This window comes from Oceanitalea stevensii (assembly GCF_014837105.1).
GTDB classification, from domain to species: domain Bacteria; phylum Actinomycetota; class Actinomycetes; order Actinomycetales; family Actinomycetaceae; genus Oceanitalea; species Oceanitalea stevensii.
Genome location: NZ_JACSPO010000001.1, coordinates 1,258,034 through 1,283,087 on the forward strand (window position 1 = coordinate 1,258,034; position 25,054 = coordinate 1,283,087).

At 73.6% G+C, this 25,054-nt stretch carries 24 protein-coding genes and 1 pseudogene; 7 read left to right on the top strand and 18 right to left on the bottom strand.

Translation table 11 applies throughout. From position 1 onward, the window contains the following. Nucleotide 1 precedes the first annotated feature (1 nt). From purQ to purD, 5 genes are all read right to left on the bottom strand, one after another. Nucleotides 2-730, bottom strand: a complete 729-nt coding sequence (purQ, locus tag H9624_RS05880; RefSeq protein ID WP_251838897.1) for a phosphoribosylformylglycinamidine synthase subunit PurQ — start codon at nt 728-730, stop codon at nt 2-4. After that, nucleotides 730-993, bottom strand: a complete 264-nt coding sequence (purS, locus tag H9624_RS05885) for a phosphoribosylformylglycinamidine synthase subunit PurS (RefSeq protein WP_251838898.1) — start codon at nt 991-993, stop codon at nt 730-732. The genes purQ and purS overlap by 1 nt, the downstream gene beginning before the upstream one ends. A gap of 55 nt (nt 994-1,048) precedes the next feature. Next, nucleotides 1,049-2,134: a fatty acid desaturase family protein gene (locus H9624_RS05890; RefSeq protein ID WP_372435112.1), complete on the bottom strand. Its 1,086-nt coding sequence runs from the start codon at nt 2,132-2,134 to the stop codon at nt 1,049-1,051. Between the two features lie 107 nt (nt 2,135-2,241). After that, nucleotides 2,242-3,108 carry a phosphoribosylaminoimidazolesuccinocarboxamide synthase gene (locus H9624_RS05895; RefSeq protein ID WP_251838900.1) on the bottom strand — a complete coding sequence of 289 codons (867 nt, stop codon included), beginning with the start codon at nt 3,106-3,108 and terminating at the stop codon, nt 2,242-2,244. Continuing rightward, entirely contained in the window at nt 3,105-4,379 is a 1,275-nt protein-coding gene (gene purD / locus H9624_RS05900; RefSeq protein WP_251838901.1) for a phosphoribosylamine--glycine ligase, read from the bottom strand. The genes H9624_RS05895 and purD overlap by 4 nt, the downstream gene beginning before the upstream one ends. Before the next feature lie 135 nt (nt 4,380-4,514). Between purD and H9624_RS05905 the strand changes: the two genes are divergently transcribed. Beyond that, complete coding sequence (locus H9624_RS05905; protein WP_251838902.1) at nt 4,515-5,507, top strand: LppM family (lipo)protein; 993 nt, start codon at nt 4,515-4,517, stop codon at nt 5,505-5,507. 81 nt (nt 5,508-5,588) lie between these two features. Here the strand turns inward: H9624_RS05905 and H9624_RS05910 are convergent, their stop codons facing one another. Together H9624_RS05910 and H9624_RS05915 are read right to left on the bottom strand one after the other, a co-directional pair. Next, the gene (locus tag H9624_RS05910; protein WP_251838903.1) at nt 5,589-5,894 is read right to left on the bottom strand and encodes a DUF2249 domain-containing protein; all 306 of its coding nucleotides are present in this window, start codon (nt 5,892-5,894) and stop codon (nt 5,589-5,591) included. Nucleotides 5,895-6,003: 109 nt separating this feature from the next. Further along, nucleotides 6,004-7,290, bottom strand: coding sequence for an adenylosuccinate synthase (locus H9624_RS05915; RefSeq protein ID WP_251838904.1), 1,287 nt, complete (start codon nt 7,288-7,290; stop codon nt 6,004-6,006). Nucleotides 7,291-7,457: 167 nt separating this feature from the next. Between H9624_RS05915 and H9624_RS05920 the strand changes: the two genes are divergently transcribed. Then, entirely contained in the window at nt 7,458-7,787 is a 330-nt protein-coding gene (locus H9624_RS05920; RefSeq protein WP_251303586.1) for an STAS domain-containing protein, read from the top strand. Here the strand turns inward: H9624_RS05920 and H9624_RS05925 are convergent. Continuing rightward, on the bottom strand, nt 7,784-9,994 hold the full coding sequence (locus H9624_RS05925) for an ATP-binding SpoIIE family protein phosphatase (RefSeq protein ID WP_251838905.1): 2,211 nt from the start codon (nt 9,992-9,994) through the stop codon (nt 7,784-7,786). The genes H9624_RS05920 and H9624_RS05925 overlap by 4 nt on opposite strands. A gap of 85 nt (nt 9,995-10,079) precedes the next feature. Between H9624_RS05925 and H9624_RS05930 the strand changes: the two genes are divergently transcribed. Then, on the top strand, nt 10,080-10,469 hold the full coding sequence (locus H9624_RS05930; RefSeq protein WP_251838906.1) for an STAS domain-containing protein: 390 nt from the start codon (nt 10,080-10,082) through the stop codon (nt 10,467-10,469). Nucleotides 10,470-10,539: 70 nt separating this feature from the next. Here H9624_RS05930 and fbaA read toward each other — a convergent pair whose 3' ends face one another. The 4 genes from fbaA to pyrE are packed head-to-tail and all read right to left on the bottom strand — an operon-like array spanning nt 10,540 to nt 13,538. Continuing rightward, nucleotides 10,540-11,562: a class II fructose-bisphosphate aldolase gene (gene fbaA / locus H9624_RS05935; RefSeq protein ID WP_251838907.1), complete on the bottom strand. Its 1,023-nt coding sequence runs from the start codon at nt 11,560-11,562 to the stop codon at nt 10,540-10,542. A gap of 34 nt (nt 11,563-11,596) precedes the next feature. Beyond that, nucleotides 11,597-12,298: a TrmH family RNA methyltransferase gene (locus tag H9624_RS05940; RefSeq protein WP_504740233.1), complete on the bottom strand. Its 702-nt coding sequence runs from the start codon at nt 12,296-12,298 to the stop codon at nt 11,597-11,599. Further along, nucleotides 12,258-12,911 (bottom strand): LemA family protein, encoded by a 654-nt coding sequence (locus H9624_RS05945; protein WP_251839019.1) that lies wholly within the window; start codon nt 12,909-12,911, stop codon nt 12,258-12,260. Before H9624_RS05945 ends, H9624_RS05940 begins: the two co-directional genes overlap by 41 nt. 48 nt (nt 12,912-12,959) lie before the next feature. Further along, on the bottom strand, nt 12,960-13,538 hold the full coding sequence (gene pyrE, locus H9624_RS05950) for an orotate phosphoribosyltransferase (protein ID WP_251838909.1): 579 nt from the start codon (nt 13,536-13,538) through the stop codon (nt 12,960-12,962). 37 nt (nt 13,539-13,575) lie between these two features. Between pyrE and H9624_RS05955 the strand changes: the two genes are divergently transcribed. After that, nucleotides 13,576-14,358, top strand: coding sequence for an exodeoxyribonuclease III (locus H9624_RS05955; protein WP_251838910.1), 783 nt, complete (start codon nt 13,576-13,578; stop codon nt 14,356-14,358). A gap of 6 nt (nt 14,359-14,364) precedes the next feature. Here H9624_RS05955 and H9624_RS05960 read toward each other — a convergent pair whose 3' ends face one another. The 3 genes from H9624_RS05960 to clpB all read right to left on the bottom strand — a co-directional run bounded on the left by H9624_RS05960 (nt 14,365) and on the right by clpB (nt 19,474). After that, the gene (locus H9624_RS05960) at nt 14,365-15,930 is read right to left on the bottom strand and encodes a patatin-like phospholipase family protein (protein WP_251838911.1); all 1,566 of its coding nucleotides are present in this window, start codon (nt 15,928-15,930) and stop codon (nt 14,365-14,367) included. A 15-nt stretch (nt 15,931-15,945) separates the two neighbouring features. Further along, nucleotides 15,946-16,752: a serine hydrolase domain-containing protein gene (locus H9624_RS05965; protein WP_251838912.1), complete on the bottom strand. Its 807-nt coding sequence runs from the start codon at nt 16,750-16,752 to the stop codon at nt 15,946-15,948. A gap of 106 nt (nt 16,753-16,858) precedes the next feature. Further along, nucleotides 16,859-19,474: an ATP-dependent chaperone ClpB gene (gene clpB / locus H9624_RS05970; protein ID WP_251838913.1), complete on the bottom strand. Its 2,616-nt coding sequence runs from the start codon at nt 19,472-19,474 to the stop codon at nt 16,859-16,861. A 164-nt stretch (nt 19,475-19,638) separates the two neighbouring features. Between clpB and H9624_RS05975 the strand changes: the two genes are divergently transcribed. Beyond that, nucleotides 19,639-19,839, top strand: a complete 201-nt coding sequence (locus H9624_RS05975) for a hypothetical protein (RefSeq protein ID WP_251838914.1) — start codon at nt 19,639-19,641, stop codon at nt 19,837-19,839. A gap of 4 nt (nt 19,840-19,843) precedes the next feature. On the opposite strand, the gene H9624_RS05980 is transcribed toward H9624_RS05975, so the two are convergent. Further along, nucleotides 19,844-21,271 carry an amidase gene (locus tag H9624_RS05980; RefSeq protein WP_251838915.1) on the bottom strand — a complete coding sequence of 476 codons (1,428 nt, stop codon included), beginning with the start codon at nt 21,269-21,271 and terminating at the stop codon, nt 19,844-19,846. Nucleotides 21,272-21,438: 167 nt separating this feature from the next. Between H9624_RS05980 and H9624_RS05985 the strand changes: the two genes are divergently transcribed. Together H9624_RS05985 and H9624_RS05990 are read left to right on the top strand one after the other, a co-directional pair. Then, nucleotides 21,439-21,603, top strand: coding sequence for an antitoxin (locus tag H9624_RS05985; RefSeq protein ID WP_251838916.1), 165 nt, complete (start codon nt 21,439-21,441; stop codon nt 21,601-21,603). Between the two features lie 62 nt (nt 21,604-21,665). After that, complete coding sequence (locus tag H9624_RS05990) at nt 21,666-23,747, top strand: prolyl oligopeptidase family serine peptidase (RefSeq protein WP_251838917.1); 2,082 nt, start codon at nt 21,666-21,668, stop codon at nt 23,745-23,747. A 63-nt stretch (nt 23,748-23,810) separates the two neighbouring features. On the opposite strand, the gene H9624_RS05995 is transcribed toward H9624_RS05990, so the two are convergent. Together H9624_RS05995 and H9624_RS06000 are read right to left on the bottom strand one after the other, a co-directional pair. Continuing rightward, entirely contained in the window at nt 23,811-24,698 is an 888-nt protein-coding gene (locus H9624_RS05995) for a hypothetical protein (RefSeq protein WP_251838918.1), read from the bottom strand. Nucleotides 24,699-24,816: 118 nt separating this feature from the next. Next, nucleotides 24,817-25,054: pseudogene (locus tag H9624_RS06000) on the bottom strand (hypothetical protein); the annotation flags it as partial.

Genomic DNA, 25,054 nt, shown 5'->3' on the forward strand with positions numbered 1-25,054 from the left:
CTCAGGCGCTGACGAGGACCCCGAGGACGGAGGCGAAGATCGCCAGGCCGTCGGTGCCACCGCCGGAGTCGGGGCCGAAGCCCGGCTCGACGGCGTGCTCCGGGTGCGGCATGAGGCCCACGACGTTGCCCGCCGCGTTGCTGATGCCGGCGATGTCGTGGAGCGAGCCGTTGGGGTTGTGGCCCTCGTAGCGGAAGACGACACGACCCTCCCCCTCGAGCTCGGCGAGGGTGCGCTCGTCCGCGACGAAGCCGCCCTCGCCGTTCTTCAGCGGGATGGTGATCGTCTCGCCCACGGAGTAGCCGGTGGTCCAGGCGGTGTCGTTGTTCTCCACGCGCAGCTGCTGGTCGCGGCACACGAAGCGCTGGGCCTCGTTGCGGATGAGCGCGCCGGGCAGCAGGTGCGCCTCGCAGAGGATCTGGAAGCCGTTGCAGATGCCGAGCACCGGCAGGCCGCGGCCGGCCGCCTCGACGACGGCCGTCATGACCGGCGCGAAGCTCGCGATCGCCCCGCAGCGCAGGTAGTCGCCGTAGGAGAAGCCACCGGGCAGGACGACGGCGTCGACCCCACGGAGGTCCTCGTCGGCGTGCCACAGCGCCACCGGCTCACCGCCAGCCAGGCGCACCGCCCGCTGGGCGTCTCGCTCGTCGAGGGAGCCGGGGAAGGTGACGACGCCGACGCGCGCACCCTCGGCCCGCGGCTGGGGCTCGGGGACGTCGAGGCGGTGCATCAGGCGCTCCGGGCGTCGTCGGCCGCGGCGACGCGGACGACGTCCTCGATGACCGGGTTGGACAGCAGCAGCTCGGCGGCACGGCGGGCCTGGTCGAGCGCGGCGTCATCGACCTCGCCCTCGACCTCCAGCTCGAAGCGCTTGCCCTGCCGGACCGCGACGAAACCGTCCAGTCCGAGCCGGGGCAGCGCGCCGGCTACCGCCTTGCCCTGCGGGTCGAGAATCTCGGGCTTGGGCATGACCTCGACGACGATGCGTCCCATGGTGACTCCTGCTCGGGGTTTTCGGGCCGCCGTCGAGTCTACCCGGGTGCCGGGGTCAGACCCGGTACTGCGCAGCCAGTGGACAGGCCCACACGTCCAGGCCGCCGCGTCCCACCGTGTTGAGGTAGTTGTAGACGGCCCGGTAGGACTGCACGAGGGAGGTCTCGGTGTACCGCACGCCGAGGTCCTGGCAGTACTCCCGGACCATCGGGGCGACCTTGCGCAGGTTGGGCCGGGCCATCGACGGGAACAGGTGGTGCTCCACCTGGAAGTTGAGCCCGCCCATGAAGGTGTCCATGGCGCGCCCGCCGGAGATGTTGCGGCTCATGAGGACCTGGCGGCGCAGGAAGTCGATCTTGACGTCCGACGGCACGACCGGCATGCCGATGTGGTTGGGCGCGAAGGACAGGCCCATGTACAGGCCGAAGACCGCGAGCTGCACGCCGATGAAGGCGAGCGCCTTGCCCGGGGACAGGACGAGGAAGACGAGGGCGAAGAAGCTGACGAGCCGGACGAGGATGAAGCCGAGCTCCACCCAGCGGCGCTTGAGGCCCTCGCGGCTCACCGCGCGCTTGATGCCGTGGACGTGGAGGTTGATGCCCTCGAGCAGGAGCAGCGGGTAGAAGAAGAAGCCCTGCTTGGTGGCGAGCCACTTCGTGAGGCGGGTCTTGCGCTGCTCGACCGCGTACTGGCTGAAGGCGAGCACGCCCGGGTCGATGTCCGGGTCCTTGTGGAGCGTGTTCGGGGCGGCGTGGTGCTTGGTGTGCTTGCGCTGCCACCAGGCCTGGCCCATGCCCACGAAGAGGTTGATGACGATGAGGGAGACCCACTCGTTCCACTTGCCCGACACGAAGATCTGCCGGTGCGCGGCGTCGTGGCCGAGGAAGGCGATCTGCGTCATGAGCAGGGCGAGGGCCACGGCCGTCACCATCTGCCACCAGGTGTCCCCGATGAGGACGAAGGCCACGGCGAGGCCGACGCCCAGCACCAGTGAGCCGATGAGCTTGGTCCAGTAGTAGCCGTAGGCGCGCCGCATGAGGCCCGCTTCCTGGACCCGCTTGGTCAGGGCAGTGAAGTCACTGACCTGACGCTCTCGGGCGGTTCCCCGCGCCGTCGTGGGGACACTGGTGTCTGCTGCCATACGTTCGCGCCTTCGGTACTAATTCGCGAGCTGTCGTCGCGGAGGAGGTGTTACTGCTCTCACAGTCTTGCACGGATCATCCGCGTCGGCAGGGTTCGCGTCGAACGTCACCCGACGAGGCGGTCGGCGGCCTCGAGGTAACGCTCGCGGGTGCGCTCGACGACGTCGTCGGGAAGTGGCGGCGGGGGCGAGACGCGGTCCCAGCCGGACTCCGGGGAGGTGAGCCAGTCCCGGACGAACTGCTTGTCGAAGCTGGGCTGCACCCGCCCGGGGGCGTAGCCGTCCGCCGGCCAGAAGCGTGAGGAGTCCGGCGTGAGGACCTCGTCCCCGAGGACGACCTCCCCGCCCGGGCCGAGCCCGAACTCGAGCTTGGTGTCGGCGACGATGATCCCGCTGCGGGCGGCGACGTCCGCGGCGCGGGAGTAGATCCGCAGCGTGAGGTCGCGCAGCTCCTCCGCGCGCTCCGCGCCGAGGAGGGCGGCGACCGCCTCGAAGGTGATGTTCTCGTCGTGGTCACCGAGCTCGGCCTTGCGGGCGGGGGTGAACATCGGCTCGGGCAGCCGGGAGGCCTCGCCCAGGCCCGGGGGCAGCGGCACGCCGCACACGGCCTGGCCCTCGCGGTACTCGACGAGGCCGGAGCCGGTGAGGTACCCGCGCGCCACGCACTCGACGGGGAACATCTCCAGCCGCCGGCACACCATCGCCCGGCCGGCGACGGCCTCGGGGACGTCGAGGGAGACGACGTGGTTGGGGACGATGTCGGCGAGCTGCTCGAACCACCACAGGCTGAGGCGGGTGAGCACCTCCCCCTTCCCGGGGATGGGCGTCGGCAGGACGTGGTCGTAGGCGCTGATGCGGTCGGAGGCGACGACGAGCACGACGTCACCCGCCGGGTGCGGCTCGGCCGGCCGGTACAGGTCGCGGACCTTGCCGGAGTAGGTGTGCTCCCAGCCGGGCAGCACGGGCGCGGTCACGAGCGGGCCCGCGCGATGTCGGTGCGGTGCTGGGAGCCGTCGAGGGTGATGCGTTCGAGGCCCGCGTAGGCGCGGGCGCGGGCCTCCTCCTGGTCGGCCCCGACCCCGACGACGGACAGCACCCGGCCGCCGGCACTCACGAGGGCGCCGTCCTCGGACGTCGCACAGCCGGCCTGGAGGACGTGGACGCCGGGCAGCTCCTCGGCCGCGGCGACGCCCTCGACGACGTCGCCGGTGCGGGACACCCCGGGGTAGCCGTGGGAGGCGAGGACGACGGTGACGGCCGACGCGTCGCGCCACGTGGGGCGGGGCGCCTCGGCGAGGGTGCCGGTGGCGGCGGCGCGGAGCAGCTGAGCCAGGGAGGAGCCGAGACGCGCGAGGACGACCTGCGTCTCGGGGTCCCCGAAGCGGGCGTTGAACTCGATGACCCGCACCCCGCGGGAGGTGAGGGCCAGGCCGACGTAGAGGACACCGGTGAAGGGGGTGCCGCGGCGGGCCATCTCGCGCACGACCGGCCGCGCGACGCGCGCCATCACCTCGTCGACGAGGTTCTCCGGCGCCCACGGCAGCGGGCTGTAGGCGCCCATCCCGCCGGTGTTGGGGCCGGCGTCGCCGTCGCCGAGGCGCTTGAAGTCCTGCGCGGGGGCGAGCGGGACGGCGTCCGTGCCGTCGCAGACGCAGAAGAGGGAGACCTCCGGACCGTCGAGGTACTCCTCGACGACGACGGCGGGACGCTCCCCGCCGGGGGTGACCGTGCGCGCGAGGCAGGCACGTGCATGGGCGAGTGCTGCCTCCCGGTCCTCGGTGACGACGACGCCCTTGCCGGCGGCGAGGCCGTCGTCCTTGACGACGTAGGGCGCACCGAAGGCGTCGAGTGCCTCCTCGACCTCCTCGGCGGTCGTGCAGACATAGGCCATCGCGGTGGGCACCTCGGCGGCGGCCATGACCTCCTTGGCGAAGGCCTTGGAGCCCTCGAGGCGGGCCGCGGCGGCGTCGGGGCCGAAGCACGGGACCCCGGCGGCCCGGACGGCGTCCGCGACGCCGGCGACGAGCGGCGCCTCGGGACCGACGACGACGAGGTCGACACCGCGCTCGACGGCGAGGGCCGCCACCGCCTGCGGGTCGAGCGGGTCGACCGCGACGTTGGTCGCGACCTGCGCCGTTCCCGGGTTCCCGGGGGCGACGAGGACCTCGTGGGGCGTGGACTCGGTGGTCAGGGCGCGGGTGATGGCGTGCTCGCGCGCACCGGACCCGACGACGAGGATCTTCACGTGCCAGGAGCCTACCGACCTCGGCGGCCGGAAGCGCCAGGCGTCCACTGGCCAGACCCGGCCGGGGAGTTGTCCCCATCGGCGGCGCCCGGCACCGCCCCCTGTCCGAGACACGTGACCGGTAGGGTTCGCGGCATGACATCACACCGCACCACGTCCCGGGTCCGCCGCGGCCTGTCGGCGCTTCTCCTCCTGCCCCTCCTGCTCGTCCTGGCCGGCTGCTTCCGCCTGGACATGGGGCTGACGATCAACGAGGACGACACCCTCGACGTCGCCATGGAGGTCGGCGACCTCACCGGCATGGCCACCCGCGAGGACATGGACTGCTCCGAGCTGGAGTCCGAGATGGGCGACGCCCCCGAGGACACCGAGTTCGTCGTCGAGGACATCGAGGACGAGGACGGCAACATCGGCTGCCGCATCTCCGCCACCGGCGCCCCGATCGACTCGATGACCGGTGAGGGCATGACCATCGAGCGGGTCGACGACACCTACGTCTTCTCCTTCGACGGTGACGAGACCGGCATGGGTGACACGAGCAGCCTCGAGGACATGCCGGCCGGCATGGAGCCCCAGGTCGCCATCTCCGTCACCTTCCCCGGTGAGGTCATCGAGGCCGACGGCGAGATCGACGGCAACACCGTGACGTGGAGCGGCATCGAGGCCTTCGCCGCCGGCGGCAGCGCCACCGGCGAGGCCGCCGGCAACGGCGGCGGCAGCGCGGGTGGCGTGTCCACCGCCGTGTGGATCGTCCTCGCCGTCGTCGCGCTCCTCGCGATCGCCGCGCTCATCTTCCTCGTCTCGCGCAAGAAGGGCGGCAAGTCCGGCGCCGCCGACGCCCCGTACGGCGGCCCCGCGGCCGCCTACGGCCAGCCCGGCCAGGTGCCCAACGAGCCCGGCCCCGGCTTCCCCGCGCAGCCCGGTGCGGGCCAGCCGGTCGGTGGCTTCGGCCCGACCGACCAGGTCCCGGCCGACCCCGGCCCCGGCTACCCCGGCCAGGAGCCCCCGGCCGCGCCGGCCCCGTTCACGACGGCCGCCGCGGACACGCCGGTCGACCGCCCGGAGGGCTCGCCCTTCGCGCCGTCGCCCGAGCCGCCGGAGCAGACCGACGAGGGCCAGCAGCGCTAGAACCGCCACCCTGACATGCCACAACCCGCCGACAGCTGAGTTGTTACTGGAACAACTCAGCTGTCGGCGGGTTGTGGCATGTCAGGGCTGCTGGCGGGTCAGCCGCACAGTCCAGTCCTCGGGGCCCTCGACGAGGTAGGTGACGGCGAAGGCGCCGGGCTGGCGCTCCTCGATCTGCGCGAGCAGCGGCAGCGGGTCGTGCGGGGCGACGAGGTCCAGGGAGAAGCCCGGCGCGATCGCGGTCAGCGCACCGAACACCGTCGCGTGGCGGATGGCGTGCGGGACCTGGCGGACGTCGAGCGCCGGGACCGCGTCGTCGTGCCCGCCGCAGGCGCAGCCCCCACCCGTGCCCGGCCGGCTCGTGATCGTGATGTCGTCGACAGCCATGGCCGTCCCCTCTCGTTGGCGAGAGGCCAGGTTAAGCACGGGGATCTCCGTGCCAACGGGACCATCGGCCCACGCCCCCGCCCGTTCCCGGGCGGGGGCGCCGGCGCGGTCAGTCGAGCAGGGAGTGGCGCACGATCGTCGCGGCCCGGTCGGGGCCGACGCCGATCGAGGAGATGCGCGCTCCGGACATCTCCTCCAGCGCGAGGACGTAACGCTGGGCGGCGTCCGGCAGGTCGGAGAACTCGCGCGCGCCGCTGATGTCCTCGCTCCAGCCGTCGAGCTCCTCGTAGACCGGCCGGGCGTGGTGGAAGTCGGTCTGGTTGGGCGGCATGTCGTCCATCCGGCGGCCGTCGACCTCGTAGGCCACGCACACCGGGATCTTCTCCAGGCCGGTGAGGACGTCGAGCTTGGTGAGGACGAGGTCGGTGAGCCCGTTGACCCGGCTGGCGAAGCGGGCGACGACGGCGTCGTACCAGCCGCAGCGGCGGGGACGTCCCGTCGTCGTGCCGTACTCCCCGCCCACCCGGCGCAGGCGCTCACCGGCGTCGTCGTTGAGCTCGGTGGGGAAGGGTCCCTCGCCGACGCGGGTCGTGTAGGCCTTGACGACGCCGACGACGCGGTCGATGCGCGTGGGGCCCACGCCGCTGCCGGTGCAGGCGCCACCGGCGGTGGCGGAGGAGGAGGTGACGAAGGGGTAGGTGCCGTGGTCGACGTCGAGCATCGCGGCCTGGCCGGCCTCGAAGACCACCGTGCGGCCCTCGTCGAGGGCCTGGTTGAGGACGAGGGAGGTGTCGGCGACCATCGGGCGCAGCCGCTCGGCGTAGGCGAGCAGCTCGTCGGTGACCTCGTCGACGTCGACGGCGCGGCGGTTGTAGACCTTGAGGAGCAGCTGGTTCTTCTGGACCAGCGCGCCCTCGACCTTCTGCCGCAGGATCTTCTCGTCGAAGATGTCCTGGACCCGGATGCCCACGCGCGCCATCTTGTCGGCGTAGGTGGGGCCGATGCCGCGGCCGGTGGTGCCGATCTGGCGCTTGCCGAGGAAGCGCTCGGTCACCTTGTCCAGGGTCCGGTTGTAGGACGGGATGAGGTGGGCGCTGGAGGAGACGAGGAGCCTGGAGACGTCCACGCCACGGGCGCTGAGCCCCTCGAGCTCGGCGAAGAGCACCTCGAGGTCGACGACCACGCCGTTGCCGATGACCGGCGTGCACCCCGGGCTGAGGATGCCGGAGGGCAGCAGGTGGAGGGCGTACTTCTCCTCGCCGACGACGACCGTGTGCCCCGCGTTGTTGCCCCCGTTGAACTTGACGACGTAGTCGACCTGGGAGCTGAGCTGGTCGGTGGCCTTCCCCTTGCCCTCGTCGCCCCACTGGGCTCCGACGACGACGACCGCTGGCATGGTGATCCCTTTCGCTGGAGGCGGGCGCCGATCGGCTCCCGGGACAGGTTACCCAACGCTCCCCTCCGGCGGTTCGAGGTGCACCCGGCGGCTCACCCGCCTAGGCTCGACGAGTTAACGGACCGGGCACCGCCGCACGCGCACGAGCGGCGGCCAGAGGGAGCAGCATGATCGAGATCGCGGCGTCATCGACCACGACGACGGTGACGATCAGCGGGGATCTCGACCTTGCCGAACGCGGTCAGTTCCCGGAGGCGACGGCCCGGGTGAGCGGGCTGCGCCGCCAGCTCCTCGTCATCGACATGTGCGACGTCACCTTCATGGACTCCACCGGCGCGGCGTTCCTCATCGCGCTCGCCGACGCCGCGGGCAAGCGCGGCGGCGCGGCCGTGCTGCGCGGCTGCGACGACCGCGAGCTCTTCGTCCTCGAGATCTGCGGCGCGCTGGGCAGCTTCCGGATCGACACCGAGCACCGCTGCGAGCGCCGGGCCTCCTAGCCCTCCTGCTGCTCCGAGCGCTGGGCCCAGGGCTCCTTGGCGCGCACGCGCGCCCACACGACCTTGCCGGCCGGGGTGGGGCGCCAGCCCCACTCGGCGAGCCGGGAGATGATGTGGAGCCCGAAGCCGCCCACCCGGCCCACGCGGCCCTCGCGGACCACCGGCGGGCTGGGGTTGGCGTCCTCGACCTCGATGCGCAGGCCGTCACCGGTGTCGCGCAGGCGCAGGTCCACCCGGCCCCACCCGTGCATGACGGCGTTGGCGACGAGCTCGGAGGCGACGAGCTCCGCGGCGGCTGTGTCCTCGACGTCCCAGGCCTCGCAGGCGCGGAGCACGGCGTGCCGGGCCCGCGCGATCGTCTTGGGGTCCATCGGCATCTGCCAGCGCCGCTCCCGGGGCCCGGACCACGTGTGGGTGGGGTCGGAGGCGGGGTCGGGCACGCGGAGGACGACGACGGCGATGTCGTCCTCGGGCGCGTCGGCGAGCTCCTGGAGCAGCTCCTCCCCGATCCCGGCGGCGTCGGGCGCGTCGATCTTCTCGGCGGCCGCGACGAGGGCGGCGACGCCGTCGCGCATGGAGCGGTCGCGGCGCTCGACGAGGCCGTCGGTGTAGAAGACGAGGACGTCCCCGGGGCGGGCGACCGCGTGCCCGGTGTGCCGCGGCCGGCCGCCGAAGCCGACGAGTGGGCCGTTGGCGCCCTCGAGCTGGGTGGCCCGCCCGCCGCTCACCTGGACGATCGGCAGGTGCCCGGCGCGGGAGTAGGCCACGTCCCAGGTCTCCCCGCTCGGCCGGGGGTGGAGCGTGGCGTAGACGAAGGAGGCGGGACGGGCGATCCGCATGCTCGCCACCAGCCGGTCGACGCGGCCCAGGACCTTGCCCGGCTCGACGAACTCGGCGGCGTAGGCGCGCACGACGGACCGGAGCTGGCCCATCGCCGCCGCCGCCTCGACGTCGTGCCCGACGACGTCGCCCACGACGACACCGACACGTCCCTCACCCATGTCGAGGACGTCGTACCAGTCCCCGCCCACCTGGGCGTGCTCGGAGCTGGGCGCGTAGTAGCTCCACACGTCCACGCCCTCGACGTGGCTCTGCTCGGGGAGCATGGCGCGCTGGAGCGTCTCGGCGAGGCGGTGCTCGCGGTCGTAGAGCTGGAGGTTGTCCATCGCCATGCCCACGCGGCGGGCGACGAGCTCGAGGACGGTGGTCAGCTCCCCGGTCGGCAGCGCCTGCTCGTCGGTCTCCCGGTCCGGCGGGCGGACGGCGAGGACGGCGAGGACGGCCTTGCGGCCGAGGACGGGCAGCAGCCACAGCGGCCCGTCGTCGGGCGCGGTGTCGTCCTGGGCGACGAGCGCGAGGAGCTCCCCGGTGAGGGTGCCCTCCTCGGCCGGCTCGCGCGGGTCGACGACGACCGTCTGCATGCGGGTGTCGAGGAAGAGCCCGACGACGGGGTCGGGGATGTCCCCGCGCAGCCGGGCCTGGCGGCGCAGGTCGCGGCGGTGGTAGGAGATGCCGGCGAGGTCGGTGACCTTCTGCAGCTGCGTGCCGTCGGCGTAGAAGGCGGCCCACGGGACGATGCGCCGCACGAGCAGGGCACCGATCTCGGTGAGCGCGGTCGTGGAGTCGACGTCGGCGAGGATGTCGGAGACCCGTGCGACGAGGCTCAGGCCACGCTGAGCGCGCTCCTCGGCGGCGGCGCGCTCCTCGGCGAGGACGGCGGAGGCGAGCTCCTCGGTGGCGTCGCGCACCGTGACCAGCCAGCGGTGCCAGCCGCCGGCGCCTGCCCCGAGCGGGCTGAAGGACACGGTGGCGCGGTAGGAGGTGCCGTCACTGCGCGGCACGGACCGCACGACGGAGACGGGCAGCCCCGCCGCGAGCGCCTCCAGCAGCGCGCTCGTGTCCCGCCCGTGGGTGGCGACGAGCCGGGGGGCGGACTCGCGCAGCTCGGCGACCGAGTAGCCGGTCATCTCCGCGAGCGAGGAGCTCACCCACACGACGCGGGAGCCGGCAGGGCGCGTGGACAGGTCGATGTCGACGACGTAGGTCGGGTCGGGCAGCGCCTCGAGCAGGTGCTCGGAGCGGACGGCGAGCGCCTCGGGCAGCTCGCGCGGGGGCTCGGCGGGCCGGGCCGGGCGCATGCGGACGGTGCCGTGAGGAGGGGTCGGGGAGTCCACCGGTGCGGGCACGCCGCTGTCCGGTCCGGTCATGTTGGCTCTCCGATCGTCCTGAGTCTCCTAGGATGCCGTGGAGGACGTTCCGGCGCGAACCGCCGGACCAGCAGAAGGAGAGCCTGTGCGCGACGACAGTTCGACAAGCGGCCGCGGCCCCGAGACCGGCACGGCGTCGGTCATGGTGGCACAGGGGCGCACCCGGCTCGTCCTGTCCGGTGAGATCGACGTTGCTCTCAGCAGCGAGCTCACCGAGGCGGTCTCCGAGGCCGAGTCCTCCCGCAACCCCGTGGAGATCGACGCCCGCCACGTCACCTTCATGGACTCCTCGGGCGTCGCGCTCCTCGCGCGGCTCGCCCACCGCACGCCCGGCCCGCTCACGATGATCAAGCCTCCGGACGTCGTCCGGTTCCTGCTCGACATCACGCGCCTGGGCGACGTCGTGACGATCGTCGAGGAGGACCCCGGCTTCCCCGAGCCGGCCGACCCTCCTCCGGGTGACGACGCCGCCTGAGCACCAGCAGGACGACGAAGGGCCCGCCGGCTGCTGCCAGCGGGCCCTTCGTGCGTCAGTCGGTCTGGCGTCAGGCCATCTTCGTGCCGGCCGAGCGCAGCTGCTGGCAGGCCTCGACGATGCGGGCGGCCATGCCGGCCTCCGCGGCCTTGCCCCAGGCGCGGGGGTCGTAGGCCTTCTTGTTGCCGACGTCGCCGTCGATCTTGAGCACGCCGTCGTAGTTGCGGAACATGTGCTCCACGACCGGGCGGGTGAACGCGTACTGGGTGTCGGTGTCGACGTTCATCTTGATGACGCCGTTGTCGACGGCGAGGGCGATCTCCTCGGCCGTCGAGCCGGACCCGCCGTGGAAGACGAGGTCGAAGGGCGACTCCTTGCCGATCTCCTGGCCGACGACACGCTGGATCTCACCGAGGATCTCCGGGCGCAGCTTGACCGCACCGGGCTTGTACACGCCGTGGACGTTGCCGAAGGTCAGCGCCGTGAGGTACCGGCCCTTCTCGCCGGCGCCGAGCGCGCGCACGGTGGCCAGGCCGTCCTCGGGGGTGGTGTAGAGCTTCTCGTTGATCTCGGCCTCGTGGCCGTCCTCCTCGCCACCGACGACGCCGACCTCGATCTCGAGGATCGTGCGCGCCTTCTGGGAGAGCTCGAGGAGCTCCTCGGCGATGACGAGGTTCTCGTCCAGCGGGACGGTGGAGCCGTCGAACATGTGCGACTGGAACATCGGGTTCTTGCCGGCGGCGACCTCCTCGGCCTCCATGGCGAGCAGCGGCTTCACCCAGGAGTCGAGGTTCTCCTTGACGCAGTGGTCGGTGTGCAGCGCGATGGTGACGCCGTAGTTCTTGGCGACCTCGTGGGCGTAGGCGGCCAGGGCGCGGGTACCGGTGACGCGGTCCTTGATGGTCGAGCCGGAGGCGTACTCGCCACCGCCGACGGAGACCTGGATGATGCCGTCGCTCTCGGCCTCGGCGAAGCCGCGGATCGCCGCGGTCACGGTCTGGGACGAGGTGATGTTGATGGCCGGGTAGGCGAACTTGCCCGCCTTCGCCCGGTCGAGCATCTCGTTGTAGGACTCGGGGGTTGCGATGGGCACTGAATGCCTCCTGTGGATAGACGCAGCGATACGCCTAGATTGTGTCACGCCCGGAGTCGGCCGGGTCGGGACGTCCGACCTGCGGCCCGTGCTGCAGGATCCACGAGTACATCGCCACCGCGGCCGCGGCCCCGACGTTGAGGGACCGGGTGGAGCCGTACTGGGTGATGTGGACGATCTCGGTGCAGGCGGCCCGCGCCTCGGCGGACAGCCCGCCGGACTCCTGGCCGAACAGCAGGACCGCACGCTCCGGCAGCGGCCGGTGCTCGAGCGGCAGCGATCCCGGGACGTTGTCGACGCCGATGACCGCCAGCCCCTGGCCCTGCGCCCACGCGAGGAGGCCGGCGACGTCGTCGTGGTGGTGCAGGTGCTGGTAGCGGTCGGTGACCATCGCGCCACGCCGGTTCCACCGCCGTCGCCCGACGATGTGGACGGCGGCGACGGCGAAGGCGTTGGCCGTGCGGACGACCGAGCCGATGTTGAAGTCGTGCCCGAGGTTCTCGATCGCGACGTGGAGGGGGTGGCGGCGGGCGTCGATGTCTTCGACGATCGCCTCCAGCCGCCAGTAGCGGTACTCGTCGACGACGTTGCGCCGGTCCCCCTCGGCGAGCAGCTCGGGGTCGAGCCGGGGGTCCCGGGGCCAGGCCTCCGGCCCGCCGGGCCAGGGCCCGACGCCGACCTCCTCCTCGCTCACCTCAGGCGTCGCGGTGAGGGTCGTAGCCCCCGCGCTGACCACCGAAGGAGGGGCCGCCGTCGACGGACGCGGCGGAGCCGGGCGCCTCCCCGGCCGTGAAGTGGACCGAGGGGACGGCGCGGACCGCGGGGTCGTTGGCCTCGAAGTACTCCGCGCGCCGGAAGGAGAACATGTTCGCGACGATGTTCGGCGGGAAGGTCTCGATCTTCGTGTTGAGCTGGCGCACGTTGGCGTTGTAGAAGCGGCGGCCCGCGGCGATGCGGTCCTCGGTGTTGGTGAGCTCGGCCTGGAGGTCGGCGAAGTTCTCCGAGGAGCGCAGCTCCGGGTAGGCCTCGGCGACGGCGAAGAGCCGGCTCAGCGCGCCGCTGAGGGCGTTCTCGCTGACCGCCTGCTTGGCGGGCCCCAGCCCGCCGCCGGCGGCGGCCGCGCGGGCGCGGGTGACCTCGTCGAAGACCTCCCGCTCCTGGGCGGCGTAGCCCTTGACCGTCTCGACGAGGTTGGGCACGAGCGAGTGGCGGCGGTGGAGCTCGACGTCGATCTGCCGCCAGGCCTCCTGGACGAGGTTCCGCAGGCGGACCAGGCCGTTGTAGGTCGCGATCGCCCAGACGGCAACGACGACGACGATGACGGCCAGGACGGCGAGCACGACGAGCATCTCCACGCGCTCAGCCTGTCACAGGAGCGCGCCGCCGACCCGGCGATCTCAGCGGGGGGTGAGCCCGAGGTCCTCCAGGCCGAGGGCGGCCAGGTACCGCACGCCCGCCGCCTCGACGCGCTCGCGTGCCCCGGTGTCCCGGTCGACGACGACTGCGGCCCCGACGACCTCGGCGCCCGCCTCGCGCAGCGCCTCGATGGCGGTGAGCAGGCTGCCCCCGGTGGTCGAGGTGTCCTCGACGGCGACGACGCGGCGGCCGGCGACGTCCGGGCCCTCGACGCGGCGCTGCAGGCCGTGCGCCTTGGCCTCCTTGCGGACGACGAAGGCGTCGACGGCGAGGCCGCGGGAGGCGGCGGCGTGGAGGACCGCGGTGGCGACCGGGTCGGCGCCCATGGTGAGCCCGCCGACGGCGTCGACCTCGTCGGGGCCGAGACCGGCCTCCTCGAGGAGGTCGAGGACGACGTGCCCCACGAGCGGCGCGGCCGCGTGGTGGAGGGTGACGCGCCGCATGTCGACGTAGTGGTCGGAGGTGCGGCCGCTGGCGAGCGTCACCTCGCCGTGGATGACGGCGAGGTCGCGGACGTACTGGGCGAGCCGGCTGCGCAGGGAGTCGTTGGGGGAGGTCACGGCTGCAGGGTACCGGCCGGCCGGTAGCCTCGAGCGCATGCGCCTGGCCACGTGGAACGTCAACTCCGTCCGCACCCGGGTCGACCGGGTCCTCGCCTTTCTCGAGCGCTCGGGGACGGACGTGCTGGCCCTCCAGGAGACCAAGTGCCGCGACGACCAGTTCCCGTTCCTGCCCTTCGAGGCCGCTGGGTACCACGTCGCCCACCACGGCCTGAGCCAGTGGAACGGCGTCGCCGTCGTCTCCCGGCTGCCCGTGGAGGATGTCGAGCCCGGCTTCCCGGGCATGCCGACCTGGGGTGAGCCCGCCGCCGCCGAGGCCCGCGCCCTGGGCGCCACGGTCGACGGCGTGCGGGTGTGGAGCCTGTACGTCCCCAACGGCCGCACCCTGGACGACCCGCACTACCAGTACAAGCTCGACTGGCTCTCGGCCCTGCGCGACGCCGCCCACGGCTGGCTCACGGCCGACCCCGCCGCCCAGGTCGCGCTCGTCGGGGACTGGAACGTCGCCCCGCGCGACGAGGACGTGTGGGACCCGGCGGCCTTCGTCGGCGCCACCCACGTCTCCCCGGCCGAGCGCGCGTCGCTCGCCGCCCTGGGCGAGGCCGGTCTCACCGAGGTCACCCGCGAGCACACCCCCGGCGCCTACACCTACTGGGACTACCAGCGCCTGCGCTTCCCCCGCAACGAGGGCATGCGGATCGACCTCGTCCACGCCTCCCCCGCGCTCGCCGCCCGGGTGACGGGCGCCCACGTCGACCGCAACGAGCGCAAGGGCAAGGGGGCCAGCGACCACGTGCCCGTCGTCGTCGACCTGGACTGAGCGCGCTCAGGGGCGCGGTGGCACCCAGCCCGGCGCGACGGTGATCTCGGTCCGGTGGTGCTCCCAGGTGCGCCACCACTCCTCGGCGCCCTCGGGCAGGCGCTCGGCGGGCACGCGGCGCAGGAGGTCGCGCAGGGTGTACTTGAGGCCGGCGATCTCGGCGACCCGCTCCAGGCGGGCCGACTCCGCCACGTCCTCGCCGAAGGCCTCCTCCTCGGCGTGCCAGATGCGACGGCGCAGGAGGACGAGCTCGCGGGTGACGGCCTGCTCCTCGTCGCTCGCGCCGAGGACGGCCTCGGCCGCGCGCAGGTAGCCGTAGTCGATCGCGAGCGCGACGAGGCCGGGCTCGATGGTGAGGGTGTCGTGGACGTCGAACTCCGGCTCGATGACGACGGCGCCCGCCGCCCGGGCCTGGACCACCTCGTCGCGCTGCACCTCGTCGGTCATGATCGCCGTCGTCGTCCGCATGAGGATGCCGAGCATGTCCTTGTCGTCGTAGGACTCCTCGCGGCGCAGCCCGGACGGTCCGGCGACGACGGCGTAGCAGGTGTCGACGCCGAGGTGGGTGATCGCGACCTCCGCGGGCAGCGACTCCCGCACCCCGCCGTCGACGTAGTTCTCCTCACCGAGCCGCACCGGCGGGAAGACCATGGGGATGGCGCAGGACGCGCGGATCGCCTCGACGAGGTCGACGGGACCGTCGCCGAGGGGACGGTTGTCGCGGTCGACGAGCGTGCCGTCCTCGGTGACGTAGCGCAGCTCGCCGCTCTCGAGCCCGACGACGGCGACGCGCAGGGTGACGCCGGACGCCGCGACGGCGTCGGGGCGGAAGACCTCGGGATCGACGAGGTGGTCGACGAGGGGGCCCGGGCGGTACACCGAGCGCTCGCGGCGGGCGCCCTCGACGATCGTCTCGAGGTCGCCGCTCGCGCGACCCATGGTCCGGAGCATGTCGATCGACTCGAGGAAGCGGCCCGGCCCGGAGACGGGCGCGTCCGCGGGACGCCGCTCGGTGCTCGCCGCCTGCTCCTCGGCGGGCTCGCCGCCCGGGGTGAGGCGGCTCGGCTGGGTCGGGACGGGCGGGTGCTCCACGGGCGGGTGGTCGGCGTGCTCCACCACCGGCTCCTCGGGCTGCTCGGCCCGGCGCCCCTCGCCGTTGGCCGTGCGGACGACCCGCTCGGCGGCGGTGGAGATCTCGTCCCGCAGGACGGCCACCCGCTTGAAGGACCGGCCGAGCGCGCCCTGGCGCCGCTTGCGCCGCTCGAGGGCCTCGGCCCACACCGGGCCGCGCTCGCGCAGCCGGCTGAACCACGGCAGCTCCTCGAACATGTCCGAGGAGTCGCTCATCGCGCGCCACAGCTCCTCGAGGCGGGCGAGCGCGGCACGCTGGCCGTCCTGCTCGGCCGACTGCGCGAGGACGGCCGCGAGGATCGAGCCCGCCGAGGTGCCGGTGATGACCGAGGGGCAGATGCCCGCCCGGTCGTAGAGGTAGCGGAGGGCGCCGATCTGGAAGCTGGCCCGCGCCCCGCCACCGCTCAGGACGAGGCCGACGACGTCAGGAGCGTCTGGCATGGCAGCAGGCTAACGTCAGCGCAGGTCGGTGAGAACGGCGTCGGACAGCCCGGGCCACAGCTGGGCCGCCCACTCCCCGAAGCGCTCGGCGCCGAGGAAGGCCGTGGCCAGGCCGGCCCGCGGGTCGACCCACAGGAAGCTGCCGGACTGGCCGAAGTGCCCGAAGGTCTCCGGTGCGTTGCTGCTGCCGGTCCAGTGCGGCGACTTCGTGCCGCGGATCTCGAAGCCCAGGCCCCAGTCGTTGGGGTCCTGGCGCCCGAAGCCGGGCAGCACGCCGGGCAGGCCCGGCAGCTGGACGGTGGTGGCCTCGGCGAGGAGCTCGGGGTCCAGGACCTCAGGGGCGAGGAGCTCACGGCCGAAGGCGGCGAGGTCCTCGGCGCTGCCGCGAGCGCCGTGGGCCGGGGAGCCCTCGAGCACGACGGTGCTCAGGCCCAGCGGGAGGAGCACCGTGTCCTCCAGCCAGTCGGCGAAGTCGGTGCCCGTCGCCTCGGCGACGTGGTCCGCGACGAGCTCCATGCCGCGGTTGCTGTAGATCCGCCGGCGGCCGGGAGCGCTGAGGGTGTCGTCGGAGTCCATCGCCACGCCCGAGGCGTGGGCGAGCAGGTGGCGCACCGTCGCCCCCTCCGGGCCCGCGGGCTCCTCGAGGTCGACGAGGTGGCGGGAGACGGCGACGAGCGTGGCCGCCGTCGTCAGCAGCTTGGTCACCGACGCCCACGGGAAGGACTGTCCGGCCTCCCCGTGGGTCAGTCGCGTCCCGCTCGCGTCGGTGACGACGACCGCGTGCGGGAAGTCCGGCAGCTCCACCTGGTCGAAAGCACTCATGCCTCCCAGGGTGCCACCTGTGGACGGACCCGCTGCCCCCAGCCCCTGGAAGAGCTCAGCTCTCGCCGCGAGGGGGGTCGTCCTCGGCGAGAGCTGAGCTGTTCCGTCAGAGGGGGGCGACGGCGGTCGTGTCGGCGTCCACGGTGAGGACGAGGCCGCCCTCGGTGCCGCGGTCGACGGCCACGGTCGCGCCGTCGGCCACCTCCCCGCCGAGCATGAGACGGGCGAGCTGGTCGCCGATCTCGCGCTGGACGAGCCGGCGCAGCGGACGCGCGCCGTAGGCCGGGTCGTAGCCCTCGAAGGCAAGCCACTCGGCGGCCGCCGTCGTCACCTCCAGGGTGATGCGGCGCTCGGCGAGCCGGTCACGCAGCCGCGCGACCTGGAGCTCGACGATCGCACCGAGCTCCTCGAGGCTCAGGGCGTCGAAGAGGACGACGTCGTCGAGCCGGTTGAGGAACTCGGGCTTGAAGGCCGCCCGCACCGCGCTCATCACGGCCTCACGCTTGGCCTCCTCGGGCATCGTCTGGTCGACGAGGAACTGCGAGCCGAGGTTGGAGGTGAGGACGAGGATGACGTTGCGGAAGTCCACCGTGCGGCCCTGGCCGTCGGTGAGCCGGCCGTCGTCGAGCACCTGGAGGAGGATGTCGAAGACCTCCGGGTGGGCCTTCTCGACCTCGTCGAGGAGGACGACGGAGTACGGCCGGCGGCGCACCGCCTCGGTGAGCTGGCCGCCCGCCTCGTAGCCGACGTACCCGGGAGGGGCGCCGACGAGCCGCGAGACGGAGTGCTTCTCGGAGTACTCGCTCATGTCGATGCGCACGATGGCGCGCTCGTCGTCGAAGAGGAAGTCGGCAAGGGACTTGGCCAGCTCGGTCTTGCCGACGCCGGTGGGGCCGAGGAAGAGGAAGGAGCCGGTGGGCCGGTCGGGGTCGGACAGGCCTGCCCGGGAGCGCCGCACGGCGTCGGACACGGCCTGGACGGCGGTGCGCTGGCCGATGAGCCGCTGCCCGAGGACGTCCTCCATGCGCAGGAGCTTGTCGGTCTCCCCCTCGAGGAGCCGGCCGACGGGGATGCCGGTCCAGGCGGCGACGACCTCGGCGACCTCGTCCGCGGAGACGCGGTCGGCGATCATCGGGGTCTCGGCGGGCTGGGTGGCCTCGGCGGCCTCGGCCTCGCGGATCTCCCGCTCCACGGCCGGGATGTCGCCGTAGCGCAGGCGTCCGGCGTCCTCGTAGCGGCCCTCGCGCTCGGCGCGGTCGGCCTCCGTGCGCAGGGAGTCCAGGCGCTGCTTGAGGTCACCGATGCGGTTGTGGCCGGCCTTCTCCGCCTCCCACCGGGCGGTGAGGGCGGCGAGCTCCTCGGAGCGGTCGGCGAGCTCGGCGCGCAGCCGCTCGAGGCGGTCCCGGGAGGCGGGGTCGTCGGCGTCGGCGGACTCGACGAGGTAGGCCTCCTCCATCCGCAGCCGCTCGACGGCGCGGCGCAGCGCGTCGACCTCCTCGGGGGAGGAGTCGAGCTCCATGCGCAGGCGGGAGGCGGCCTCGTCGACGAGGTCGATGGCCTTGTCGGGCAGCTGGCGCCCACTGATGTAGCGGTCGGAGAGGGTCGCGGCGGCGACGAGCGCGCCGTCGGAGATCGTCACCTGGTGGTGCGCCTCGTACTTGGGCGCGATGCCGCGCAGGATCGCGACGGTGTCCTCGACGGAGGGCTCGCCGACGAAGACCTGCTGGAAGCGGCGCTCGAGGGCGGGGTCCTTCTCGATGTGCTCGCGGAACTCGTCGAGGGTCGTGGCGCCGACCATCCGCAGCTCGCCGCGGGCGAGCATGGGCTTGAGCATGTTGCCGGCGTCCATCGCGCCCTCGGCGGCACCGGCGCCGACGACGGTGTGGAGCTCGTCGATGAAGGTGACGACCTCGCCGTCGGAGTCCTTGATCTCCTGGAGGACCGCCTTGAGGCGCTCCTCGAACTCGCCGCGGTACTTCGCGCCGGCGACCATCGAGCCGAGGTCGAGGGCGATGAGGCGCTTGTCGCGCAGCGACTCGGGGACGTCCCCGTTGACGATGCGCTGGGCCAGCCCCTCGACGACGGCGGTCTTGCCGACGCCGGGCTCGCCGATGAGGACAGGGTTGTTCTTCGTGCGGCGGGAGAGCACCTGGACGACCCGGCGGATCTCGGCGTCGCGGCCGATGACGGGGTCCAGGCGCCCGTCGCGGGCAGCGGCGGTGAGGTCCTGGCCGTACTGCTCCAGGGCCTTGTACGTGCCCTCGGGGTCGGCGCTGGTGACGCGGCCGGAGCCGCGGACCGTGGGCAGCGCGTCGAGGAGCGCGTCCCGGTCGGCGCCGAGGTCGCGCAGGACCTGCCCGGCGGGGCTCTCGCTGCGGGCGAGGGCGAGGAGGAGGTGCTCGGTGGAGACGAACTCGTCCCCGAGGGCGGTCGCCTCCTCCCCGGCCTGGGTGATGACGGTCATCATCGGGCGCGACGGGGAGGGCTGGGCCACGGAGGACCCGGAGGCACCGGGCAGGGCGGCGGCCGCGGCCGTGGCGCGCTCGACGATGGCGGCGCGGTTGGCGCCGACGGCGTCGACGAGAGCGGGCGCGACGCCGCCGGGCTGCTCGAGCAGCGCGACGAGCACGTGGACGGGCTCGAGCTGGGGGTTGCCGGCCGTCGCGGCCGAGCGCATGGCGGAGGCGATCGCCTCCTGCGACTTGGTGGTCAGCTTGTCCATCGAATCCTCCGGGTGAGTTCAGGTTCCACTGAGGTCAACGCCGCAGGGTTGAGTCTATTCCGCTCAAGTCTGTTCCGCACCGCGTCACGGTCGTGACGAGATGCGGTGGGCCGCTGCCGGGCGCACGCTCGGACGCACGAGCACCGACCAAAGGAGCCACGATCATGTCGACACTCCCTCCCCCGGGCCCCGGTCCCGGCGGGCCCGCCGTCCCGCCCGGTGAGCCCGTGCCCTCGCAGGAGCCCGCGGCGCCGCTGGCGGACCCGCCGCCTCCCGGGCAGCCGCCCACCGCGCCGCCGAGCTCGCCGTCGGTCGAGCCGCCCAGCGAGTCCCCCGGCCCGCCCCCGGTGGAGCCGCCGGACTGACGCGTCAGGCCGGCTCGACCGGGCTCGTGGGCCAGGGGTCGGCCTCCTCCAGCGCCGCCGCCAGGCCGAGGAGCAGCTCCTCGTCCCCGAGCCGGGTGGCCCCGAGCTGGACGCCGACCGGCAGCGTGACGCCGTCGACCTCGGCACGGTGCAGCGGGATGGTGATCGCCGGGGCCCCGAGCATGTTCCACGGGCTCGTCCACGGCGTGAAGGCCTTCTGCGCCTCGAAGTCCGCCGCCGGGTCGGCGTCGTCGCGCATGCCACCGATGAACGGGGCAGGGGTCGCGAGCGCCGGGGTGAGGACGACGTCGAGGTCGCGCCACACCTGGGCCGCCGAGCGGGCCAGGCGCTGGACCGCGGCGACGGCGGCCGCGTAGTCGACCCCGGAGTACTGCCGCCCCTGCTCGCGCATCCACCGGGTGAGGGGCACGAGGAGCGCCTCGGCCTCGGGCGGCACCGGCGCGGACAGCGCCCCCACGGCCCACAGCGGGTTGAAGTGCTCCCACTCCTCGGGGCTGAAGGGCACCTGGGTGGTCGTCACCGCGTGCCCCATCTCCTCGAGCAGCCGCACGGCCCGGTCGACGGCGGCGAGGGACGTCTCGTGCACCGGCGCCTCGTGGACGTTGATGGGCCGGGTGAGCACGCCGATGCGCAGCTCGCGCGGCCGGTGCCCGCAGGCCGCGAGGAAGGAGGAGCGCGGCCCGGGGAGGAGGTAGTGGTCCCCCGGCCACGGCTCGGACAGGACGTCGAGGAAGGCGGCGGTGTCCCGCACCGTGCGGGTGACGACGCCGTCGACGGTGAGGCCGGCGCCGTCGACCCCGAGCGGCCCCTTCGAGACCCGCCCGCGGCTCGCCTTGAGCCCGACGAGCCCGCAGGCGGCGGCCGGGATGCGGATCGAGCCGCCGCCGTCGCTCGCGTGCGCGGCGGGGACGATGCCGGCGGCCACGGCGGCCGCCGCCCCGCCGGAGGAGCCGCCCGCGCTGCGGCGCGGGTCCCACGGGCTGCGGGCGGGGGCCGCGACGTCGGGCTCGGTGTAGGACGGCAGGCCGAGCTCCGGCGTCGTCGTCTTGCCGACCATGAGGGTGCCGGCCTCGCGCAGGCGCACCGTCACGCCGTCGTCCGCGGGGGCGACGTAGCCGCGCAGGGCCGCGCTGCCGGCCTCGAAGGGCTGGCCGGCGACCATCGCGAGGTCCTTGACCGGGACCGGGACGCCGAGGAAGGGCGGCAGCTCTCCGCCGTCGCTGAGCCGGCGCGACGCGGCGGCGGCCTGCTCGCGGGCGAGGTCGGGGGTGAGGTGGGCGAAGGCACCGACGGCCGGACCCAGCCGTCCGGCCCGCTCGAGGGTGTGCTCGACGACGTCGCGCGGGTCGAGCTCACCGCGGCGGACGGCGGCGGCGAGGTCGAGGGCGCTGAGCTCGTGGATGTCACTCATCACCCGAGGCTATCGACACGGCCGAGCCCGAGCCGCAGGCCGGTCCACCACCGGCCCGTCGTCGCAGCGCCCGCGCGGGGACGCCCTCCCGTTGCGGGCAGCGGCGGGCGGGCGCACTGTCGTAGCACCAGCCGCAACCCGGCGGCGCAGCAGAGAGGGGACTGAGCATGGGTATCGCTGACAAGGCCAAGGACGCCATGGGCGACGAGCAGAAGAGCGACGCCGCGCTCGACAAGGCCGGCGACGCCGCCGACGCCAAGACCGGCGGCAAGCACGGCGACAAGATCGACAGCGCGCAGGACGCCGCGGACAAGAAGATCGGCAACGAGTGACCCGTGGGCGGCCGGGCTCCCTCGCGGGGCCCGGCCGTCGGCGCGCGTGATGGGATGTGCCCATGACTGCAGACTCCCCCACCGACCCCCACGCCTGGCTCGAGGACGTCGAGAGCGACGCCGCGCTCGACTGGGTCCGCGCCCACAACGAGCGGGCGGTCAGCGCCCTGGAGACCGAGCGCTTCACGCGGCTGCGTGAGGAGATCCTCGAGGTCCTCGACTCGACGGACAAGATCCCCGCCGTCGTCCAGCGCGGCGAGCACCTGTACAACTTCTGGACCGACGCCGAGCACGAGCGCGGGCTGTGGCGGCGCACCACCTGGGAGTCCTACCGCACCGCCGAGCCGGAGTGGGAGGTGCTCCTCGACGTCGACGCCCTCGCCGCCGAGGAGGGCGTCAGCTGGGTGTGGCACGGCGCGCAGGTGCTGCGCCCCGCCTACGAGCGGGCCCTGGTCGCGCTGTCCCGCGGCGGCGCCGACGCCGACGTCACCCGCGAGTTCGACCTCGTGACGAAGACCTTCGTCGAGGACGGCTTCGTCCGCGAGGAGTCCAAGGGCGCCCTGCGCTGGGCCGACACCACCGGGGACGTCGTCTACGCCTACACGGACGTCGGGGAGGGCTCGATGACGCCCTCCGGCTACCCGCGCACCGTGCGCCGCTGGGAGCGCGGCACGGCGCTGGCGGACGCGCCGGAGGTCTTCGCCGGCGAGCACACCGACATGTCGATCGGCGCCGGCCACGACTTCACCCCCGGCTTCGAGCGGGACGTCGTGTGGCGGGCGCGCGCCTTCTACGACTCCGACATGTACCTCCTCGAGGACGGGGAGCTCACCCGTGTCGACGTCCCGCGCTCCGCGGAGCCCGACCTCCACCGCGAGTGGCTCACCGTCGAGCTGCGCGAGGACTGGGAGGTCGAGGGCCGCGTCCTGCCCGGCGGTGGGCTCCTCGCCATCCGCCTGGACGACTTCCTCGCCGGGAGCCGTGACTTCGCGGTCCTCTACGAGCCGACGGAGTCGACGGCGCTGGTCGGGGCGACGTGGACCCGTCACCACCTCGTCCTCAACGTCCTCGACGACGTGACGAACCGGCTCGAGGTCCTCACCCCCGCCGACGGCACCTGGCAGCGGCGCCCGCTCGACCTCGCCGGCGCCGCGGCCGGCTGGGAGGCGCCGCGGCTGGCGACGATCGCCGTCGGCGCCGTCGACTCCGACGAGTCCGACGCCCTGTGGCTCACCGTCACCGGCTTCCTCACCCCGACGACGCTCGCCCGGCTGGACCTCGACGCGGACGGCGCCGTCGTCGGCCTCGAGCCGCTCAAGGCGCTGCCGGCCTTCTTCGACACCGAGGGCCTGCACGTCGAGCAGCACTTCGCCGTGTCCGACGACGGCACCCGGGTGCCGTACTTCCAGGTGTCCCCCACGCCCGTGGCCGACAACGAGGTGGTGCGCCCGCTCCCGACGCTCCTGTCCGGGTACGGCGGCTTCGAGATCCCCCGGCTGCCCGCGTACTCGGCGACCGTGGGCCGGGCCTGGCTCGCGCGGGGCGGGGCCTACGTCGTCGCCAACATCCGCGGCGGCGGGGAGTACGGGCCGCGCTGGCACCAGGCGGCGCTCAAGGAGAAGCGCCACCGCGCCTACGAGGACTTCGCCGCCGTGGCGCGTGACCTCGTGGCACGCGGCGTCACCGACCCCGCGCACCTCGGCGCGCAGGGCGGCTCCAACGGCGGCCTGCTCATGGGCAACATGATCACCGGCTACCCCGAGCTCTTCGGGGCGATCGTCTGCCAGGTCCCGCTGCTCGACATGAAGCGCTACAGCCACCTGCTCGCGGGTGCCTCGTGGATGGCCGAGTACGGCGACCCGGACGACCCGGAGCAGTGGGAGTTCATCAGGACCTTCTCGGCCTACCACCGCTTCGACCCGGCCGACGGGCACCCGCCCGTCCTCTTCACGACGTCCACGCGAGACGACCGCGTCCACCCCGGCCACGCGCGCAAGATGATGGCGCTCATGGCCGAGGCGGGCAAGGACGTCACGTACTACGAGAACATCGAGGGCGGCCACGGCGGCGCCGCGACGAACGCGCAGGCGGCGTTCATGCAGGCCCTGGCCCACGAGTTCCTCTGGCAGCGCCTGGGCGGCTGAGACGCTCCAGGACGACGCAGCCGGCCCCCCGCACGAGCGGGGGCCGGCTGCGTCGTTCGCGGGTCAGTACTGGCCGGTGCGGATGCGCTTGTTGACGCGCACGAGCCAGACGATGCCGATGATGAGGAGGATGAAGGCGACGAAGCCGATCGCCAGACCGACGAGGACGGCGATGCCGACGCTCGTGAGGTCGGAGACGTCGAGCGGCGGACCGATGGTGAGGGTCGAGCTGGCGTCCTGCGGCAGGTCGCAGTCGAAGGTGTGGCTGCCGGCCTGCGCCGTCGTGAAGCCGAGGCCGATGGCGGAGTCGGGGACGTCGAGGCCGAGGCTGTCCGGAGCCGTGGCGATGGTCTGCCCCCCGGGCCCGGTGACCGTGCACTCGATCTGGCTGGGGTCGGCCGACGAGGTGCCGAAGTAGATGACGTAGTCGGTGTCGGCCTGCAGGTCGGTGGACCGGCCGTTGGTGACCTGGGCACCACCCGCGACGCGCTCGACCGAGTCGAGGACCGACGCGATGCCGATGAAGAAGCCGATGATCGGTGCGGCGACCATGGCGATCGCCGACAGGACGATCATGACGATCGGGCCGGTGCGCCTGGGCTGCGGTCCGCTCGGGCCGGGCCCGTAGCCGTACCCGCCGGGCTGGCCGTATCCCGGCTGGCCGTAACCGGGCTGCTGGCCGTACCCGGGCTGGCCGTACGCCCCGGGCTGGCCGGGCTGCTGGCCGTGCCCGGGCTGGCCGTACGCCCCGGGCTGGCCGCCCTGCTGGCCGTAGCCGGGCTGCTGGCCCTGCTGGCCGTAGCCGCCCGACTGCTGGCCGTACCCGCCGCCCTGCTGGCCGTAGCCGGCCTGCTGCCCGGCGTCACCCTCGCCGTAGGACGGAGGTCGCTGCCCCTCGGGCAGGCGCCGGCCGTAGCGCGGCTCGTCAGGTCCGCCGTCGTTCGCGGTCATCTCGGCTCCTTCTCACGTCGGTGGACAGCACCAGCATGCCAGGTGAGCGGTCCGGACGGTCGAGGCAGCTCGGCAGCGGCACGGAGAGCGCTGCTCCCGGCGGTGGCCACCGGCCCGGTCAGTAGACGCGCCGGGTGAGCGGGCGCAGGCCGGTCGGGACGACGAGGGTGAGCCCGTGGCGGGCGAGGACGGTGGCGACCTCGTCCGCCGGGAGGGACCCGAGCCGCTCCAGGGTGAGCGTCCGCCCGGGCAGCCCGGGGCGCAGGCCCAGCACCGTCGTCGACATCGGGGCGTGCTGCGGGTACCGCAGCAGGGCGGCGTCCTCGTCGTCGTGGGCGGGCCCGCCGCCCCGCGGG

Coding starts and splice junctions, on each gene's coding strand:
- purQ (WP_251838897.1), bottom strand. CDS start 730: ATGCACCGCCTCGACGTCCCCGAGCCCCAGCCGCGGGCCGAGGGTGCG.
- purS (WP_251838898.1), bottom strand. CDS start 993: ATGGGACGCATCGTCGTCGAGGTCATGCCCAAGCCCGAGATTCTCGAC.
- H9624_RS05890 (WP_372435112.1), bottom strand. CDS start 2,134: ATGGCAGCAGACACCAGTGTCCCCACGACGGCGCGGGGAACCGCCCGA.
- H9624_RS05905 (WP_251838902.1), top strand. CDS start 4,515: ATGACATCACACCGCACCACGTCCCGGGTCCGCCGCGGCCTGTCGGCG.
- H9624_RS05910 (WP_251838903.1), bottom strand. CDS start 5,894: ATGGCTGTCGACGACATCACGATCACGAGCCGGCCGGGCACGGGTGGG.
- H9624_RS05915 (WP_251838904.1), bottom strand. CDS start 7,290: ATGCCAGCGGTCGTCGTCGTCGGAGCCCAGTGGGGCGACGAGGGCAAG.
- H9624_RS05920 (WP_251303586.1), top strand. CDS start 7,458: ATGATCGAGATCGCGGCGTCATCGACCACGACGACGGTGACGATCAGC.
- H9624_RS05925 (WP_251838905.1), bottom strand. CDS start 9,994: ATGACCGGACCGGACAGCGGCGTGCCCGCACCGGTGGACTCCCCGACC.
- H9624_RS05945 (WP_251839019.1), bottom strand. CDS start 12,911: ATGCTCGTCGTGCTCGCCGTCCTGGCCGTCATCGTCGTCGTCGTTGCC.
- H9624_RS05955 (WP_251838910.1), top strand. CDS start 13,576: ATGCGCCTGGCCACGTGGAACGTCAACTCCGTCCGCACCCGGGTCGAC.
- H9624_RS05960 (WP_251838911.1), bottom strand. CDS start 15,930: ATGCCAGACGCTCCTGACGTCGTCGGCCTCGTCCTGAGCGGTGGCGGG.
- H9624_RS05965 (WP_251838912.1), bottom strand. CDS start 16,752: ATGAGTGCTTTCGACCAGGTGGAGCTGCCGGACTTCCCGCACGCGGTC.
- clpB (WP_251838913.1), bottom strand. CDS start 19,474: ATGGACAAGCTGACCACCAAGTCGCAGGAGGCGATCGCCTCCGCCATG.
- H9624_RS05975 (WP_251838914.1), top strand. CDS start 19,639: ATGTCGACACTCCCTCCCCCGGGCCCCGGTCCCGGCGGGCCCGCCGTC.
- H9624_RS05980 (WP_251838915.1), bottom strand. CDS start 21,271: ATGAGTGACATCCACGAGCTCAGCGCCCTCGACCTCGCCGCCGCCGTC.
- H9624_RS05985 (WP_251838916.1), top strand. CDS start 21,439: ATGGGTATCGCTGACAAGGCCAAGGACGCCATGGGCGACGAGCAGAAG.
- H9624_RS05990 (WP_251838917.1), top strand. CDS start 21,666: ATGACTGCAGACTCCCCCACCGACCCCCACGCCTGGCTCGAGGACGTC.
- H9624_RS05995 (WP_251838918.1), bottom strand. CDS start 24,698: ATGACCGCGAACGACGGCGGACCTGACGAGCCGCGCTACGGCCGGCGC.